This window comes from Microbispora sp. H10836 (assembly GCF_012999525.1).
In the GTDB taxonomy this organism is placed as follows: domain Bacteria; phylum Actinomycetota; class Actinomycetes; order Streptosporangiales; family Streptosporangiaceae; genus Microbispora.
In genome coordinates this window covers 13,278-30,155 of record NZ_JABBWU010000001.1, presented here as the reverse complement: position 1 = coordinate 30,155, position 16,878 = coordinate 13,278, and the positions used below count along the sequence as shown (strand labels likewise).

General features: G+C 70.9%; 17 protein-coding genes and 1 tRNA gene. 6 read left to right on the top strand and 12 right to left on the bottom strand.

From position 1 onward, the window contains the following. Positions 1 to 19 precede the first annotated feature (19 nt). The 4 genes from HHX30_RS00150 to HHX30_RS00135 all read right to left on the bottom strand — a co-directional run bounded on the left by HHX30_RS00150 (position 20) and on the right by HHX30_RS00135 (position 5,225). Positions 20 to 1,138 (bottom strand): glycoside hydrolase family 16 protein, encoded by a 1,119-nt coding sequence (locus HHX30_RS00150; RefSeq protein ID WP_169978133.1) that lies wholly within the window; start codon positions 1,136 to 1,138, stop codon positions 20 to 22. A gap of 90 nt (positions 1,139 to 1,228) precedes the next feature. Continuing rightward, positions 1,229 to 2,281 (bottom strand): glycosyltransferase, encoded by a 1,053-nt coding sequence (locus tag HHX30_RS00145; protein WP_169978132.1) that lies wholly within the window; start codon positions 2,279 to 2,281, stop codon positions 1,229 to 1,231. A gap of 116 nt (positions 2,282 to 2,397) precedes the next feature. Further along, positions 2,398 to 3,354, bottom strand: coding sequence for a sensor histidine kinase (locus HHX30_RS00140; RefSeq protein WP_169978129.1), 957 nt, complete (start codon positions 3,352 to 3,354; stop codon positions 2,398 to 2,400). A gap of 65 nt (positions 3,355 to 3,419) precedes the next feature. Then, complete coding sequence (locus HHX30_RS00135) at positions 3,420 to 5,225, bottom strand: SpoIIE family protein phosphatase (protein WP_249349508.1); 1,806 nt, start codon at positions 5,223 to 5,225, stop codon at positions 3,420 to 3,422. A gap of 98 nt (positions 5,226 to 5,323) precedes the next feature. On the opposite strand from HHX30_RS00135, the gene HHX30_RS00130 reads away from it, so the two are divergent. Then, positions 5,324 to 6,034 (top strand): GAF and ANTAR domain-containing protein, encoded by a 711-nt coding sequence (locus HHX30_RS00130; protein WP_169978127.1) that lies wholly within the window; start codon positions 5,324 to 5,326, stop codon positions 6,032 to 6,034. Positions 6,035 to 6,109: 75 nt separating this feature from the next. On the opposite strand, the gene HHX30_RS00125 is transcribed toward HHX30_RS00130, so the two are convergent. Continuing rightward, a complete protein-coding gene (locus HHX30_RS00125; protein ID WP_310742172.1) occupies positions 6,110 to 6,466 on the bottom strand; it encodes an STAS domain-containing protein in 357 nt (118 codons plus the stop codon). 187 nt (positions 6,467 to 6,653) lie between these two features. Between HHX30_RS00125 and HHX30_RS00120 the strand changes: the two genes are divergently transcribed. The 3 genes from HHX30_RS00120 (at position 6,654) to HHX30_RS00110 (ending at position 9,284) form a co-directional block, all read left to right on the top strand. Further along, entirely contained in the window at positions 6,654 to 7,433 is a 780-nt protein-coding gene (locus HHX30_RS00120; RefSeq protein WP_169978123.1) for a SigB/SigF/SigG family RNA polymerase sigma factor, read from the top strand. 120 nt (positions 7,434 to 7,553) lie between these two features. Then, on the top strand, positions 7,554 to 7,970 hold the full coding sequence (locus HHX30_RS42400; protein WP_169978121.1) for an ATP-binding protein: 417 nt from the start codon (positions 7,554 to 7,556) through the stop codon (positions 7,968 to 7,970). 15 nt (positions 7,971 to 7,985) lie between these two features. Continuing rightward, positions 7,986 to 9,284, top strand: coding sequence for an NAD(P)/FAD-dependent oxidoreductase (locus HHX30_RS00110; RefSeq protein ID WP_169978119.1), 1,299 nt, complete (start codon positions 7,986 to 7,988; stop codon positions 9,282 to 9,284). A 45-nt stretch (positions 9,285 to 9,329) separates the two neighbouring features. Here the strand turns inward: HHX30_RS00110 and HHX30_RS00105 are convergent, their stop codons facing one another. The 6 genes from HHX30_RS00105 to HHX30_RS00080 all read right to left on the bottom strand — a co-directional run bounded on the left by HHX30_RS00105 (position 9,330) and on the right by HHX30_RS00080 (position 15,600). Then, the gene (locus HHX30_RS00105; protein ID WP_169978117.1) at positions 9,330 to 11,318 is read right to left on the bottom strand and encodes an ABC transporter ATP-binding protein; all 1,989 of its coding nucleotides are present in this window, start codon (positions 11,316 to 11,318) and stop codon (positions 9,330 to 9,332) included. Next, the gene (locus HHX30_RS00100; protein ID WP_169978114.1) at positions 11,315 to 13,048 is read right to left on the bottom strand and encodes an ABC transporter ATP-binding protein; all 1,734 of its coding nucleotides are present in this window, start codon (positions 13,046 to 13,048) and stop codon (positions 11,315 to 11,317) included. The genes HHX30_RS00105 and HHX30_RS00100 overlap by 4 nt, the downstream gene beginning before the upstream one ends. Positions 13,049 to 13,208: 160 nt before the next feature. Further along, positions 13,209 to 13,679, bottom strand: coding sequence for a CBS domain-containing protein (locus HHX30_RS00095; RefSeq protein ID WP_169978112.1), 471 nt, complete (start codon positions 13,677 to 13,679; stop codon positions 13,209 to 13,211). 136 nt (positions 13,680 to 13,815) lie between these two features. Continuing rightward, entirely contained in the window at positions 13,816 to 14,010 is a 195-nt protein-coding gene (locus tag HHX30_RS00090) for a hypothetical protein (protein WP_030509495.1), read from the bottom strand. Positions 14,011 to 14,017: 7 nt separating this feature from the next. After that, positions 14,018 to 14,962, bottom strand: a complete 945-nt coding sequence (locus tag HHX30_RS00085; protein WP_169978110.1) for a hypothetical protein — start codon at positions 14,960 to 14,962, stop codon at positions 14,018 to 14,020. Beyond that, entirely contained in the window at positions 14,959 to 15,600 is a 642-nt protein-coding gene (locus HHX30_RS00080; RefSeq protein ID WP_169978109.1) for a hypothetical protein, read from the bottom strand. Before HHX30_RS00080 ends, HHX30_RS00085 begins: the two co-directional genes overlap by 4 nt. Before the next feature lie 118 nt (positions 15,601 to 15,718). Between HHX30_RS00080 and HHX30_RS40450 the strand changes: the two genes are divergently transcribed. Then, positions 15,719 to 16,057 (top strand): DUF6458 family protein, encoded by a 339-nt coding sequence (locus HHX30_RS40450; RefSeq protein WP_211591412.1) that lies wholly within the window; start codon positions 15,719 to 15,721, stop codon positions 16,055 to 16,057. A 9-nt stretch (positions 16,058 to 16,066) separates the two neighbouring features. On the opposite strand, the gene HHX30_RS00070 is transcribed toward HHX30_RS40450, so the two are convergent. Beyond that, on the bottom strand, positions 16,067 to 16,501 hold the full coding sequence (locus HHX30_RS00070; protein ID WP_169978107.1) for a hypothetical protein: 435 nt from the start codon (positions 16,499 to 16,501) through the stop codon (positions 16,067 to 16,069). 92 nt (positions 16,502 to 16,593) lie between these two features. Between HHX30_RS00070 and HHX30_RS00065 the strand changes: the two genes are divergently transcribed. After that, a tRNA-Pro gene (locus HHX30_RS00065) sits at positions 16,594 to 16,667 on the top strand. The last annotated feature ends 211 nt before the right edge of the window (positions 16,668 to 16,878 follow it).

The window sequence follows — 16,878 nt, the reverse complement described above, 5'->3', positions numbered from 1 at the left end:
TCCGAGATCACCCGGAATGCTACCGCCCCGGAGCCCGGTAGATCCGCACCCAGTCGACGTACACCGTGCCGCCGCCGGATGCGCCGTTGCGCAGCACCAGGCCCATCCCCTCGGACCGGGGGACGTACGGGCCGGTGTAGTTCCACACCTGCCGGCCGTCCAGCCAGAAGGTCACCCGGCCGGGCAGCCAGTCGACGGCGATCGTGTGCCACTGGGTGAAGTCGGCCGCCATCTCGGCCCGGGCCCGCTCCCGGCCCTGCCGTACGGAGAACTCCGCGCGCCGCCCGCCGGCGTCGCCGATCCCCGTCACGCCGATCTCCGCGTCCTCCGCTCTCGCGCCGTCCGCCTGGGGGGAATCCGGGATGTCGTACCGCGAGCCGGCGTACTCGGTGTACTGCGCGTCACCGTATTCGGGAGCGCCCGATCCGGCGGACCGCAGCAGCGCGACGGGAAGCGCGCCCTCCTCGGCCCGCACGCGGATCTCCCAGCGGCCGTACCGCTGGACCGACGCCGCCGACAGGTTCACCTCTTGGCCGCCCCCGCCGAGGCGCAGGGCCTCCCCGCCGAAGTCCTCCACCAGGGCCGGAGCGCCCCAGCCGCCCGTGGATGCGCCGGAGGAGCGGGGGAACGGCGTACGCGACGGCGCGGAGGGCTCCCGGGCGGCCGCGTCCGCGCCTCCGGGGATCACCCGGGCGGGCGCGCGGCCCTCCCGGGGCACGTCCTCCGGTTGGATGACGTCCACCACGACCGGCCGGTCCGCGGTGCGCACCGGCCGCGCGAGCCGCATCGGGGGCTCGGCCTCCGTGGTGGGCGCGGGCGTCGCCCGCGGGCTGGGGGAGGAGATGACCGAGGGGCTGGGGGAGGGACGCGGCGACGGTGCCGCGGGGACGTCGCCGATCTTCTCCGCTGCCTTGTCGCCCTCCTGGCCGGCGGCGCCCTCGTCCGCCGCCACGGCGGCCGCGGTGGCGGTCTGCGTCGCGCCCAGTCCCGCCGCGTTCGCGTTTCCCGGCAGGACGCCGGAGGAACCGGGGGAGGACGCGGACCTCTGCGCGGTGGACTCGCCCCCGGCGTTGAACACCTTCGTGGAGTCCCCGCTCGAACATGCGCTGGCGGCGGCGATGAGCATCGCCGCCGCCACCGCTAAACCAGGCCCATGAAGTGACATGAGCCGAGTTAATCACATGAATTCACTCAGATAACGGCCTTAATCCGGTAATATCGCTTGCCTTTACGCGCAGGTCTTCTCATAAACGCGAAGCAGTTCCATGCTGATTCGCTCGACCGAATAGCGGGAACGGGCGCGGTCGGCGGCCGCGTAGCCGATGGCCGTACGCAGGGTGGCGTCGCCGAGCAGGCGGCGGATCCGGTGGGCGATCTCCAGCGGGCGGTCGGGCCGGGTCAGGAATCCGGTCACGCCGTCCACCACCGAGTCGAGGTGCGCCCCGGCGGCCGAGGCGATGACCGGGATCCCGCACGCCATGGCCTCCAGCGCCGCCGTGCCCGTGGCGACGGTCGGCGGCAGCGACAGCACCAGGTCGGCGCTGCGCATGAGCTTTGGCATCGCGGTGTGCGGGACCATGCCGAGCATCTCCACGCGGTCGGCCACGCCGTGCTCCCCGGCGAGGGCGCGCAGCCGCTCGACGCTCAGGTCGTCGCCACCGGCGATCACGAGTTCGGCGTCCGGGACGGCCCGCAGCGCGTGCACGGCGTAGTCGGCGCCCACGTGCCCCACGTGCAGGAGACGGGGCCGCTCGCCCCTCGGGAAGGCGGGACCCTGGCGGCGGAACCGCTCGATGTCCACGCCGTGCGGGACGACCGAGATGTTGCGGCGCGGCACGCCCATCCGGATCAGCTCCGACTCCTCGTCGGCGCAGGCGGCGATGACCGCCCTGGCGCGGCGCCCGATCGCGCACTCCAGCCGCCGCACGGGCGCGGCGCTCCGGCTGTCGTCGTAGTGGCTGTGGAAGGTCTGGGTCACCGGCACGCCCAGGCCCTCGGACCCGGCGATGGCGGCCAGGCCGCTGGACCACGAGTACGCGTGGATGATGTCCGGGCGGTGCTCCCGCCACCTGCGCCGCAGGCCGTCGCTGAAGTCCGAGATGTAGGGGAGGAGGTCGCTCTCCGACAGCTCCACGTCGGGCCCGGCGGGCACATGCTCGACGCCGTCCCCCTTGACCTTCGACCGTGTGTAGACGGTGACCCGGTGGCCCCGTCCCAGTTCGCGGGCGATGGCGGGAGTGTCGGGAGTCAGCTCGTGCGCGGAGACGATGGCGATATCCATGGCACACCTCAAGACAGAGAAGGCGTCTGAAAGGGGTGTGCCTGCGTCCTAGGCACGATCGATGTAGATGATGTTTACCTTACTCTGATTCGCGCTAAACGCCTAATCGGGAAAAATCATGCGCTCTCCTGCAGCCGGGAGGTGGCCACCTGCAGCCTGATCCGGCAGCCGCCCTCCTCCTGCCGTATGTCCAGGTGGTCGCAGATCTGGCGGGCCAGCCACAGGCCGTCCCCGGGCCGCTCGTCCGCCCCCGGGGGCGTGAAACCGGCGAGCGGATCACACCCGGTCTCCCGGCCGGCCCACAGGTCGTACGCCAGTGCCCCGAAGCTCTCCCACATCCGGACGGTCAGCGGCAGGCCCAGGTAGCGGGCCGCCTCGTGCACGGCCACGCACAGCATCGCGGCCCTGTCCTCCGCCAGGCCGTGGAGCCGGGCCTGTCTCCCGGCGAAGTGCCGCACGCCGTTCAGGTGGCCGATCGTCGCGGCCGCCGCGCCCGGGGGAGCCTGCGGCAACGGTTCGCGGTCGCACTCGCCGATGAACCGCGCCGGGTCGGTGTACGCGGGAGACGTCCGCCGCTCCCGGCCGCCGACGCTCATGGAGGGATGGGTGCGCGTCGCGGCCTCGACGAGGCCGGGACCGGCCGCCCTGGTGTCGTACGGGCAGATCATCCACACGCCCGTGCCGGCCAGGATCACGTTGAGCGCCGACTCCATCCGCTGCCAGGCCACGACGTCGCGGGGAGAGCGGCCCGTCCACACCGGCTCGGCCAGGATGCGCACCCGCCCGCGCGCCGCGTTGCGCTCCCAGTAGCGCAGGAACGCGGCCGCCCGCTGCGCCGTGCGGCGGCCGAAGTAGGCGCTCTCGGCGTAGTCGACCTCCCGGGCGTCGTCGCCGAGCGCGGCGCCGAGGAGATCGAGGTTCTCCGCGGTCGTGGTGACCAGCACCGGTTCGCCGCCGCCGAGCCCGTCCCGCACGAACGGCACGGCCATCCCGAGGAACTCGTCGCCGGAGCCGTAGAGACCGGCCTCGTGGATCAACCCGAGGTCGCCGATCGGCCCGTTTCGCTCTGCCATGCGATCGCCCCCACGCACCGCATCCCCCTCAGTCCACCACGTTCAGGTGGGGGCGGCAAATCCCGTCAGCGGGATCGGCGCAGCGTGAGGATGGTGATCTCGTCGACCACGTGGCTGCCGCAGAAGGCCCGGTGGTCCTCCTCGATGGCCTTGACGACCGCGCCCGGGGGCTGCCCGGCGCAGCGGGCGAGGGCCTCGGTGAGCCGCTGCTCGCCGTAGTTGTCCCCGGCCGGGCTCTGCGAGCCCACCAGGCCGTCGCTGTACAGCACGAGCGTCTCCCCGGACGACAGCGTGAGCTCCTCCGTCGCGGGGACCGAGCCCTCCTCGAAGCCCAGCGGGACACCGCCGCCCTCGGAGAACCGGACGCCCCCGCCCGGCTGGATCAGCGCCGCGGGATGGTGCCCCGCGGAGGCGAGCCGCACCTTGCGGCCACGGACGAAGCCGGCGGCGGCCATCACGAACAGGCCCGTGTTCTGCGCGACGAGGGCGTCGCTGACCTTGCGCAGGGCCTGTCCCGGGTCGTCCTCCCACACGCTCAGCACGCGCAGGCCGTTGCGGACGATGGCGGTGACGGCCGCCGCCTCCTCGCCGCGCCCCGCCGCGCTGCCGATGACGAAGCCCCACCCGTTCTTCACGGGGAACACGTCGTAGAACTCGCCGCCGATGGCCCGCATGCCGGAGCCGGGATGGTAGGCGGCGGCGATCTCGAAGCCGGGGATGTCGGGGAGCGTGCGGGGGAGCACACCGGTCTGCAGGGTGTCGGCGGCCTGCGCCCGGCGCTGGAACCCCTGCTGGGCCCGCATCGCCAGGCCGAGGTGCAGGCCGATCTCCTCCAGGAGACCCAGGTCGGCCAGGCCGAACGGCGGCCGTTCGCGCAGCCGCACCAGCGTGAGCACGCCGCGCGCCTCGTCGTCGGCGCGGATCGGCACGCTGAGCAGCGAGCCCGCGCGCATCGCCTGGAGCACGCCGCCGCCGAGCAGGGAGTCGTCGGTCAGCATCTCGTGGACGACGCCGCTCTGCGTGGTCATCACCTGCTCCACCACCGGAGCCTTCGCGGGCGGGGCCTCCTCGACCGTCCGCTGCAGCCGCCCGACCGGCTGGTCGCTCGGCCCGATGACGACCGACCGGACCAGGCCGCCCTCGCCGGCGACGTCCGCGATCACCCAGTCGGCCGTCTCCGTGGCCAGCAGACGGGCCGCCCGCAGCAGGGCGACGGGCTCGCGCAGGCTCTCCTCGTCCAGCAGCAGCCGGGTCAGCCGCGACAGCAGCTCGTGCCGCCGGGCCGCCGCCAGGAGAGCCGCGTCGTCGGGCGCGCCCGCCTGCACGGGCGGCTCCGGCAGCTGGACCTCGGTGGGCAGCACGACCCCGGCGATCATTTCCTGTGGCTCGCCCGGCATGCGCAGGCGGCTCAGCACCAGCCGTACGGTGTGGGCGCGGCCCTGGTGGGTCAGCCGGGTCTGGAGCGAGGCGTTGTCCTCGCCGTGGAGGACGGCGGCGAAGCGCTGCCGGAAGGCGGCGCGGGCGGTCACGTCGACGAGCAGCGGGAAGGCGCGGCCGATGAGGTAGCCGGCGGGGCTGCCGAGCAGGCGGGTGGTCTCGTTGTTGATACGGCGCACCGTGCCGCCCGTGTCCATGATGATCACGGGGATCGGCAGCGCGCGGAACACCTGCCGCAGCAGCTTCTGCTCGCGCTGACTGCCACCGTCCCTGCGCCTGCGGCTGCGCACCAGCTCGCTCATGGCCTTGCGGAGGAGTTCCTCGGCGGCGTCCAGCTCCCGTAGCATCACACCCGGATCGGGTTCGTCCCGTAGGGTGGCGATGCGGTCGGCGAGCCCGCTCAACGCGCGCTCAAGCTCGGCGGTGTCGGGCAAGCTGCCCCCCTCTCTCGACGTAGACGCTACGCCAAACCCCCGGGTCTAATCGATCCAGCCTGGATTAACCCGGAAACAATGGGAATGGTCTTTCTACCATGGAGACGACATCCATCCTCGCGCGTGACCTCGCGGCTCTCGGCCGTGTGACGGAGGGCACGTCGGCCGAGAGCGTCCTGCGCGGAATCACCGAGGCGGTGGCGCGCGGCGTCCCCGGCTGCGCCGGCGGCACCGCGGAGCTGTGGATGGAGGAGCGCGTGCTGCTGGCCGCCTCCCACAGCGAGCTCACCGCGCTGATCGACCGGGAGCGCGACCTGCGCGAGGGCCCGTCGAGGGAGGCGCTGGCCACGGGGCGCCCGGTGGCGATCCCCGACGTGATGCGCGAGTCGCGCTGGTCCCGCTACGCCGCCACCGCCGTACGGCAGGGGGTGCGCTCGGTTCTCGTCGTGCCGATCGCCGTGGAAGGCGCCGTCATGATCCTCGGCCTGTACGGCGTGCGCCCCGGGGTGTTCGCTCCCGGCGGGTCGCTCATGGCGCTGCTGCGCGAGCAGGTCACCGTGGCGCTGGCCAACATCTGGGAGTTCGACGACGTCCTGACCGGCGCCGCGCAGATGCAGGAGGCCCTGGCGGGGCGGTCGGTGATCGACCAGGCCAAGGGCATCATCATGTCGAAGAGCGGCTGCTCCGCCGAGGAGGCGTTCGAGGAACTCAGGCGGGTGTCGCAGCACCACCAGGTGAAGGTGGCCGATCTGGCCAAGCTTCTGGTCACCGAGCACCAGCAGAAGCACGGGGGAGCGGCTCCCGCCTGAACCGGTGTGCGCGGGCGGCTCCGGGTGGGCTCAGGTCGGCTCTGGTGGGCTCAGGTCGGCTCGGGTGGGGTGGCCTCAGGCGGCGAACGCGGTCAGAGCCTCGTCAAGGGTGTCGAACAGCGGCAGCCGCTCCGACAGGCCGGTCACCCACATCACCTTGGAGTTCGGGTACTGCACGGAGATCAGCGCGAAGTTGCCGCCGGCCGTGGTCGAGCGCTGCCAGTGATGCACGATCAGCCCCAGGGCCCGGGAGTCCATGAACGTGACGCCGCCCAGGTCGAGGATCATGTCGGGGCCGTGGTCGTCCGCCGCGGCGTCCAGGTATTCCGAGAACTGCTCACGTGTCGTGGCGTCGAGGACACCGTTCACATGGATCACCACGATGTCCCCCGCCATGCTGGACGTCAGGGACAGCAGTCCGTTGTTAGACACCTCGCGCCTCCTCTGCGGCAACATTACTGGTGCCGAAGGGGTGGTGATACTCCTGATTTTGAGGCAATATACTGAAGCAGAGGTCCAGCAGAGGGCCTCGTCTCGATACTGTAGCGAGGCGTGCCTTCTGCGTGGTCACCCCAGCGCGTAGGCGCCCTCGCGAGAAAAATACGAGGGGACTGCGCAGATGGCTGCCGAGGTCCGTGTAGAGACCGCCAGCAATCCGACCGCCGAAGAGCTCCTGGCCGAGCTGGCCGAGGACGGACTGTCCGAGGAGCGGCGGGAACGCCTCCGTGAGAAGATCGTCGAAATGCACCGCCCGATGGCGAGGGACATCGCCCGGCGGTATCTCAACCGCGGCGAGCCGATGGAAGACCTCCTCCAGGCCGCGTACGTCGGCCTCATGAAGGCCATCAACGGCTTCGACCCCGACCTGGGTCACAGCTTCCGCGGCTACGCCATGGTCACCATGACGGGCGAGGTCAAGCGGCACTTCCGCGACCGCACCTGGGCCGTCCGGGTGCCCCGCCTCTACCAGGAGCGCCGGGCCGAGCTCAACCGGCACGTCGCCGACATGACCCAGGAACTGGGCCGGTTCCCCACCGTCGCCGAGCTCGCCAAGAAGATGGGTCTGTCCGAGGAGGACATGCTCCTCACCATGGACGCCTCCGCCGCGTACAGCACCCTCTCCCTCGACGCGCCGATCGGCGCCGACGACGACGCCGCCGCCCTGGGCGACGTGATCCCCGAAGAGGACGACGCGCTCGACACCCTGGTGGACGCCGAGGCGCTGAAGCCTCTCATCGATCTTCTCCCCGAGCGGGAGAAGAACATCCTCCTGCTGCGGTTCTACGGGAACATGACCCAGGCCGAGATCGCGGCGGAGTTCGGCATATCGCAGATGCACGTCTCTCGGATCCTCCGCAAGACCCTCGACCAGCTCCGGGCGGAGCTCGTCGCGGGATGAGAGGATGCGACGATGCCCGGGGCACCGCCTGTGCCGAGGCGGTGTCCCGGGGTATCTTCGTCCTGCCCACGGCCCATAGATCCTGAGACAGCCAGATTTCCGGCGGGAGGCGTGTACCGGGTGAAAGATGACGGCGTTCCCGCGCACGTCACCGGAGCGGCAAGGGAGCGTGCCTTCTCCTTAGCCGATCTGCCCGATGTGCGGGAGTTCGCCGCCGCCGAGGCGCTGCGTCGCGGCATGCGGGAAGACGCGATCGGCGACTTCCTCGTCGCGCTCAACGAGGTCGCCACCAACGCGGTCACCCACGGGTCGACCAAGGCGCGGCTGGGCATATGGCGGGATGGGCCGGCCCTGGTGGTCGCCGTCCACGACGACGGCCGGGAGTGGCGTTTCGAGGGCGAGCCGGGCCACAACCCGCCGCCTGAGAACGCCACCAGCGGCATGGGGCTGTGGGTCGCGCGCATGCTCAGCAACGACCTCCACGTCACCACCGGTCCCAGGGGGACCAGGGTGACGATGCGTTTCCTCCTCGAGTAGGGGTAGGGGACAGCCATGGCTGTCCCACGGATTCTGATCGTCGGCGGCGGATACGTCGGCATGTACACAGCACTCCGCCTGCAACGCAGGCTCCGCCGCGGCGAGGCACTCGTGACCGTCGCGGACCTCGACTCCTACATGACCTACCAGCCCTTCCTGCCGGAGGCGGCCGCCGGGAACATCGAGGCGCGGCACGTCGTGGTTCCGCTCAGGCGGGTGCTGAACAGGTGCCAGATCCTCAGCGGGAGGGTCACCCAGGTGCGGCTGGCCGACCGTAGGGCGGAACTCACCCCGCACGAGGGGCCCGACCTCACCATCGAGTACGACTATCTCGTCATGGCGCCGGGCTCGATCTCACGACTGCTGCCGGTGCCCGGCCTGGCCGAGTACGGCATCGGCTTCAAGACCATCGAAGAGGCCATCGCCCTGCGCAACCACGTGCTCGGCTGCCTCGACATCGCCGCGTCCACCCCGGACCCCGAGGTCCGCCGCAGGGCCCTCACCTTCGTGTTCGTCGGCGGCGGCTACGCCGGCGTCGAGGCCCTGGCCGAGCTCGAGGACATGGCGGCCGACGCCCTCAAGTACTTCGCCGGGCTCAGCCGTGAGGACATGCGCTGGGTGCTCGTGGAGGCCACCGACCGGATCCTGCCCGAGGTGGGCCCGGACATGGGCAGGTGGACGGCCCTGCAGTTGCGCGAGCGGGGCATCGAGATCCGCATGGGCACGCTGCTGAAGTCCGCGGAGGGCTGCCGCATCGTGCTGAGCGACGGTGAGGAGTTCGACGCCGACACCCTCGTCTGGACGGCGGGCGTCAAGCCGAACCCGCTGGTCGCCGCGGGCGACCTGCCCCTGGACAAGAAGGGCAGGATCAGGGTCGATCCCTACCTGCGCGTGCACGGGACCGACTTCGCGTTCGCCGCGGGCGACTGCGCCGCCGTCCCCGACCTCACCCGGCCGGGCGAGTTCTGCCCGCCCAACGCACAGCACGCCGTACGGCAGGCCAGGAGGCTGGCCGACAACCTGCTGGCGGCGCTGCGCGGGCAGGCCCAGCGGCCGTACCGGCACAAGTACGCCGGGTCGGTGGCGAGTCTGGGACTCTACAAGGGCGTCGCGCAGATCTACGGCCGGGAGCTGCGCGGGTTCCCCGCCTGGTTCATGCACCGCACCTATCACCTGACGCGGATGCCCACCTTCAACAAGAAGACCCGGATCCTCATGGACTGGACGCTCGGGCTGTTCTTCCCCCGGGAGATCATCGCGATGGGGGCCATCGAGGAACCGCGCAAGGAGTTCACCCTGTCCGCCCGTTCGTGACGGGTCCGGGCGGGTGCCGCGTGACCCGGGGCCACGCGGCACCGGTCACCCGACTTCGGCGGCGGGGGCGTCGTCACCGGCCAGGGCGCCGGCGAACTGAGCGGAGTACAGCCGGTGGTAGGCGCCCCGGGCGGCGAGCAACTCGTCGTGGGTGCCGTGCTCGACGATGCTGCCCGCCTCCATCACCAGGATGAGATCGGCGTCGCGGATCGTGGACAGCCGGTGGGCGATGACGAAGCTCGTCCTGTCGCTGCGCAGCGCGGCCATCGCGTGCTGCACGAGGACCTCGGTGCGGGTGTCGACCGAGCTCGTCGCCTCGTCCAGGATGAGCAGGGACGGGTCGGCGAGGAAGGCACGGGCGATGGTGATCAGCTGCTTCTCGCCGGCGCTGACGTTGCCGCCCTCCTCGTCGATCACCGTGTCGTACCCGTCCGGCAGGGTGCGCACGAACCGGTCGACGTACGTCGCCCGCGCCGCGGCCCGGATCTCCTCGTCGGTCGCCCGCGGGTTGCCGTAGGCGATGTTGTCGTGGATGGTCCCGCCGAACAGCCAGGTGTCCTGGAGCACCATGCCGATCTGGGAGCGCAGGTCCTCGCGGCGCATCGCGGTGATGTCGACGCCGTCGAGGGTGATGCGGCCCGCGTCCAGCTCGTAGAAACGCATGATCAGGTTGACCAGCGTGGTCTTTCCCGCGCCGGTCGGGCCGACGATCGCGATCGTGTGCCCGGGCTCGGCCACCAGCGACAGGTCCTCGATGAGAGGCTGGCCGGGGTCGTACCGGAAGGACACGTGCTCGAACTCGACGCGCCCCCGCCGGGCGGCGGGCGGCGCCGGGACGGCGGGGTCGGGCTCCTGCTCCTCGGCGTCCAGCAGCTCGAAGACCCGCTCGGCGGAGGCGACGCCCGACTGCAGCAGGTTGGCCATCGAGGCGACCTGGGTCAGCGGCTGGGTGAACTGCCGGGAGTACTGGATGAACGCCTGCACGTCGCCCAGGCTCATCGACCCACCGGCGACCCGTACGGCGCCGACGACCGCGATGGCGACGTAGTTCAGGTTCCCGATGAACATCATCGCCGGCATGATGATCCCGGAGATGAACTGGGCGCCGAAGCTCGCCGTGTACAGGGCGTCGTTCCGCTCCCGGAACACCTCCTCGACCTCCGGGCCCCGTCCGAAGACCTTCACCAGCTCGTGACCGGTGAACGCCTCCTCGATGTGGGCGTTGAGCGTGCCGGTGTGAGCCCACTGCGCGACGAACTGCTTCTGCGAACGCTTGGCGATCTGCCCGGTCACGATCATCGTGACCGGGATCGTCACCAGCGCGATCGCCGCGAGCAGCGGCGAGATCACGAACATCATGACCAGCACGCCGACCACGGTGAGCAGCGAGCTCAGCAACTGGCTCAGCGTCTGCTGCAGGGTCTGGGACACGTTGTCGATGTCGTTGGTGACCCGGCTGAGCAGCTCGCCGCGGGGCTGGCCGTCGAAGAACTTCAGCGGCAGCCGGTTCAGCTTGTCCTCGACGTCGGCCCGGAGGCGGAACACCGTACGCTGCGTCACGTCGTTGAGCAGGTAGCCCTGCAGCCACATGAACAGCGACGCGGCCAGGTAGAGCCCGAGGACCCACGTCAGGACGGTGCCCAGCTCGCCGAAGTCGATGCCGCGGCCGGGGACGACGTCCATCCCCGCGATCATGTCGGCGAAGTCGCCGTGGCCCGAGGCGCGCAGCGCCTGCACGGCCTGCTCCTTGGTCGCCCCCGCGGGCAGCCGTCCGCCGATCACCCCGCTGAAGATGACGTCGGTCGCGCGGCCGAGCAGTTTCGGCCCGATGACGGAGAACGCCACGCTGACCACGGCGAGGGCGATCACGGCCGCGATCCTCGGCCGTTCCGGGCTCAGCCGCCGCAGCAGCCGCCGCGCGGAGGGGCCGAAGTCCATCGACTTCTCCGCCGGCATCTGGCCGCCGCCGAAGGGCCCGAAACCGCCGCCTCCCGCGGGGCGCGGTCGTGCAGGTGCCGTGGGCCGCTCGCTCATGCCGCACTCCCCGCGGTCAGTTGGGACTCGACGATCTCGACGTACGTCGGGCAGGAGCCGAGCAACTCCTCATGGGTGCCGATGCCGGCGACGACGCCGTCGTCCAGGACGACGATCTGGTCGGCGTCCGCGATGGTGGAGACCCGCTGGGCGACGATCACCACCGCGGCGCCGGCCGTGTACGGGGGCAGCGCGGCGCGCAGCCGGGCGTCGGTGGACAGGTCGAGGGCCGAGAACGAGTCGTCGAACAGATAGATCTCGGGTTTGGCCACGAGCGCGCGGGCGATGGAAAGGCGCTGCCGCTGCCCGCCCGACACGTTGGTGCCGCCCTGGGAGATGGGCGCCTGCAGGCCCTCGGGCATCGCCTCGACGAAGTCGCGGGCCTGGGCGACCTCCAGGGCCTGCCACAACTCCTCGTCGGTGGCGTCCGGGTTGCCGTACCGCAGGTTGCTCGCGACGGTGCCGGTGAACAGGTACGGCTTCTGCGGCACCAGGCCGATGCGTGTCCAGAGCATCCGGGGATCGAGGTCGCGTACATCGATCCCGTCGATCAGCACCGCGCCGGACGTGGCGTCGAACAGCCGGGGGACCAGGGAGACCAGGGTCGTCTTCCCCGACCCGGTGCTGCCGATGACCGCGGTGGTCTGTCCCGCGGTCACCCGGAAGGAGACGCCGGACAACACCGGCGCCGCCGCGCCCGGATAGCGGAATTCGACGTCACGCAGCTCCAGGTCGGCCCGGCGGTCCACCTGACGTACGGGGCGCTCGGGCGGGCGCACCGACGACTCGGTGTCGAGCACCCCGGCGATGCGCTCCGCGCAGACGGCGGCGCGCGGAATCATGATCGAGATGAAGGTGGCCATCATCATCGACATGAGGATCTGCAGCAGGTACATGAGGAACGCGGTGAGGGCGCCCACCTGCATCTCGCCGCTGTCCACCCGGGCGGCGCCGAACCACAGCACGGCGACGCTGGAGGCGTTGAGGATCAGCATCACGGTGGGGAAGATGAGCGCGGTCAGCCGCCCGACGCGCAGCGCCGTCCCGGTCAGCGCGTCGTTCGCCCCGGCGAACCGGCGGGTCTCCTCGCGCTCGCGGACGAACGCCCGCACCACGCGGATGCCGGTGAGCTGCTCGCGCAGCACCTGGTTGACCTCGTCGATGCGGGTCTGCATGGCGCGGAACTGCGGGACCATACGGAAGACGATCAGCCCGATCGAGACCAGCAGCACCGGGACGCAGACCAGCATGAGCCAGGACAGCCCGACGTCCTGACGCAGGGCCATGATGATGCCGCCGACCCCCATGATGGGCGCGGCGACCAGCATCGTGCAGGTCATCACCACGAGCATCTGGACCTGCTGCACGTCGTTGGTGTTCCGGGTGATCAGCGAGGGCGCGCCGAACTGGGCGACCTCACGCGCGGAGAAGCCGCTCACCCGGTGGAAGACCGCCGACCGGACGTCCCGGCCGAACCCCGCCGCCACCCGCGCGCCGTAGTAGACGGCCGCGATCGAGCAGGCGATCTGCACGAAAGACACGGTCAGCATCCAGCCGCCGGTGGCCAGGATGTAGCCGGTGTCGCCGGTGGCCACCCCCTGGTCGATGATGTCGGCGTTCAGGCTCGGCAGGTAGAGGGAGGCGATGGTGCCGACCAGCTGGAACAGCACCACCGCCGTGAGCGCGGGCGAGTAGGGCCGCAGGTACGTGCGGAGAAGCCGGCTCAGCACGGCTGTGGCCCGGGGCGGACGGTGCGTCGCAGGAGGGGCAAAATCATGCGGAACACGGTATATGAGCAGCTAGGTCGCGCACGCCTGATTTTCGAGGGCGAGCCGCGGTGGCGGCGTCGTCCGGGAACGTGCCCCGGTGGGTTGCTCAGCGGTGGGTTGCTCAGCGCAGGGCCGGAGCCGACACGGGTTGAGCGGGTGGGGCCGACACGGGTTGAGCGGCCGGGCCCGGGGCGGTAGTGCGGCCGGGCGCGTGGCCGGAGGGGAGGCGTGGGGCGAGATCGGCCAAGGCGACGACGCCGACCGGGTGCCCGTCCACCACCACCGGAAGCTGCTGCACGTCCTTCTCGCGCATCAACCGCGCGGCCTCGGCCACGTCCTGGTCCGGGCCGACGGTCACCACATCACTGGTGCACAGCGTCGCCAGCGGAGTGGTGGCGAGGTCCCTGCCCTCCGCGACCGCGCGTACGACGATGTCCCGGTCGGTCACCAGACCGCGAAGACGGCCGTCCCCGACCACCAGCACGTCGCCGATTCCGCGGTCGCGCATCAGCTTGGCGGCCTTCACTACCGGGGCCTCCTCCGGCAGCGTCACCGGATCGCGCGTCATGACCTCTTCCACCTTGTGCGGCATCACGGCCTCCTCAGGGGTCCGGGGGGACGGACCGGGTTCGCGGCGGGTCTCGCGGGAGGGGCTCCCGCGAGACCTTCGTACCCCGTCGCGGCCGCGACTCGGTAGGGGAGAAAGGCTGATGGCGAGGGGGCCAGGGTCAGCGACGGACGCGTCCGCCGCGCCAGCCGCCGCGCCAGGAGTTCACCCCGGCGGTGCCGACGCCGGCCTGGTGCAGGGAGAGCAGGCAGAGGCCGAGTGCGAGCAGCGCGGTCAGGCCGATGCCGATGCTCGCGTTGAGGAGATCGAGGAGGAAGGCGATCCCGAAGACGACCGCCGCGGCGATGGCGAGCATTGTTACCTCACTTCCGGGTCAACTGGGCTAGTAACGCGTGGTACTCGTGCAGGGCCAGGCGCAGCGCCTCGGTGTCGCCCCGCTCGTTGTCCTTCCACTGGTCGAGCAGCGCCTGACGGCGGGTGGTGAAGGCCGACAGGGCCTCCTCCACGAGCGCGTCCGCCTGTTCGATCGAGTGGCGGGGATCGTCGACGAAACCCGCCTTGATCTCACGCCACCGGCCTTCCAGCGTCTCGTCCAGGACGGACGTCGCGCCGGAGGCGGCGGTCGTGGTCGTGACGGGGTAGGCCACGGGGCCGTCCACGGAGGGACCGTCAGGGATGCCGGAGGCGGCGTCCGCCGTAGTGTCTGCCGTGGTGTCCGCCGTGGTGTCCGCCGTGGTGCCGGTCCCGGTGTCCGCGGTGGTGTCGGTGGTGGTGTCGGTGGTGGTGCCGCCGTAGGCCGTGGTGTCCCCGGCCGTCACGCCGTCCCGGGCGTACCCGGTGCCGGTCGTCTCGGCGTCGTCTCCCCGGAACCCGTACGCGGTGTCGGCGGCGTTGTCGTAGGTCTGGCCGCCCTCGGTGCCGTCGTCCACGCGGCCGCCCGCGACGAGGCGGTCGCCGTCGGCGGTGTGCCCGCCGCCGGTCCGGGGCGACGTGAGGACGTCGTCACCCGCCTGGCCGTACGGCTCGCGGAAGCGGCGGCCGTCGCCGTCCGCGTCCGCTTCGACTGTTCCGTCCGCGTAGGCGTGGTCGCCGGTGTCCCGCGCCGTGGCGTCGGAGTAGCCGGCGGTGTACGCGTCGCTGGCCTCGCTGGGGGAGTAGACCGGGCCGGGGCCCTCGTGCTCGTCCCGTCCGGAGTCCGCGAGAGCCCTCTCTCTGCGCGCCTCCTCCTCGAGGGGCTCGGGGGTCTCGGGAGTCGGCTGCTCGGCGACCTCGCCGCGCTCGTGGTGCCTGTTCGTTCGCATCGTCATCGCCTCGCCTTCCGCACGTCCGCGTGGTGACCGTTCATCGAGGCGCCGTCGTAGCCGTCGGTGGTGTACACGGCGCCGTTGACGTGGCCGTCGGGGGGAACCTCGGTGCCGTCACCGAGAAGCTCCTGGAACAGCGCGCGGTAGTGGACCATCGCCTGACGGAGCTCTTCCGTCGTGGCGTCCTGCCGGGCGGCGCGGCTGCTGATGTCGTGGGCGTTGCGGTAGTGGTCGATCGTGGCGGCGTGCGCGACCGACAGGTCGCTCAGACGCTGCTCGAACTCGTCCGTGGGGTAGCCTCGCTCCGCCATAACCGCGGTGACCAGCGCGTCCGCCTCGGTCACGGCGAAGCCGGGAGCATCGACGAACCGCTCCTGCACCTCGGTCCACTTCCTCGCGTACTGGTCCCGGGTCTGCGGGTCGAGCGGGCGGATGTCCAGCTTGGCGTGGCGCTCCTCGCGGGCGAGCAGTTCCTGCTCGGCCTCCCTACGGCTGTCGCTCTCCCGCACCGCCCGCTCGTACTCGGGCCCGAAACGGTCCCGCAGGTGGCGCCGGCGGTTGCGTGCCGACACGAGGTAACCGACTGCCAGGATCACCAGCACGGCGACGATCACGACGGCCACCCATGCTACGGCGTTCATATCTGCCTCCAGGGGTGAGTGCGTTGTTCATCCGCACTGCCCGGGAATGCGGCCTTCACGCCTTGCGTAATCGTGGATTCTGGGGGTAAAGGGCGGTTGACCAGCAGAGGAGGTAGCCATGGGCTTCGGGGCCAGTCTCGCCTTCATCGCGGTCGGCGCGGTTCTCGCGTTCGCCGTCAAATGGGACGTTCCTGGAATCGACTTACAAATGATCGGCTGGATTCTCATGCTTGTGGGAGTCGTCGGCATGGTGCTGACAACTCGCTACACGCGCCGCCCGCGGACCGTCGAGGAGACGGTGGAGACCATCGAGCCGGACACGATGTACACCGTGGACCCGGCGGCCGAGCCGCACGTCCACGTCCAGGAGACCGAGTCGCACACCGCCGTCCACCCGGGCGAACGCCACGTGCACGTACGCGAGGAGACCAGGCCCCTGCCCCGCGACGGTGTGTGAGCCGTACGGTCAGGGGCTGGTGCCCGCCGCGTCCGTGGCGTCACGGGCCTCGGCGAGGACCCGGGCGATGTGAGAGTCGTCCCCGGCGGGCACCTCATGAAAGCCCTGCTCGGGGTCGTAGGCGATGTCGAGCCCGTTGTCGACCAGCCGGCTCGCCCAACGTAGGGCGGTGTTGAGCTTGTCCTCGGGGACCCGACGGCCCTGAGCCGCGGCGGAGAGGTTCCGGAGGTTGGTGGCGGGGCCGCTCTGGCTGTGCTCGCGGCGGAGCTTCCACGGCAGGGCACGGCTGTGGTCCGTCATCGGCTTGGACAGACCGGCCGCGCGCTTCGCCTGCAGGACGCCCGACTCCGTGACGCCGAAGTGCTCGGCGAGGCGGGCGTTGGTCCATCCCTCGCCGGCCAGCCGGACGAGTTCTTCCTGGTCGATGCGCGCCTTCCTGCCCATGATCGCCAGCCTAGGCCCACTGGCGCGGTTCGTGTACGCACGAGGGCGGAAACTGCGCTAAGGTTTGGATGTGCCCGGGGAGACCAGGGCAACGGGACGTAGCGCAGTTTGGCAGCGCACTTGACTGGGGGTCAAGGGGTCGTGGGTTCAAATCCCGCCGTCCCGACATTGTTCTAGCAGGTCGGAGCCGTGATCACGCAAGGGTGATCACGGCTTTTCTGTTTCTCGTTGCTCGTTTGTTGCTCGAACGAGCCGTCAGTTGCCGACACCCCGCTGCCTGCCATTGCCGCAGGCTGTCGCGTGTTCCGGCTCACTGACGTCAGCGCGGGACGTGAATGTTCAAACGGGTAGCTCACAACTAGGGACATTTGATCTAC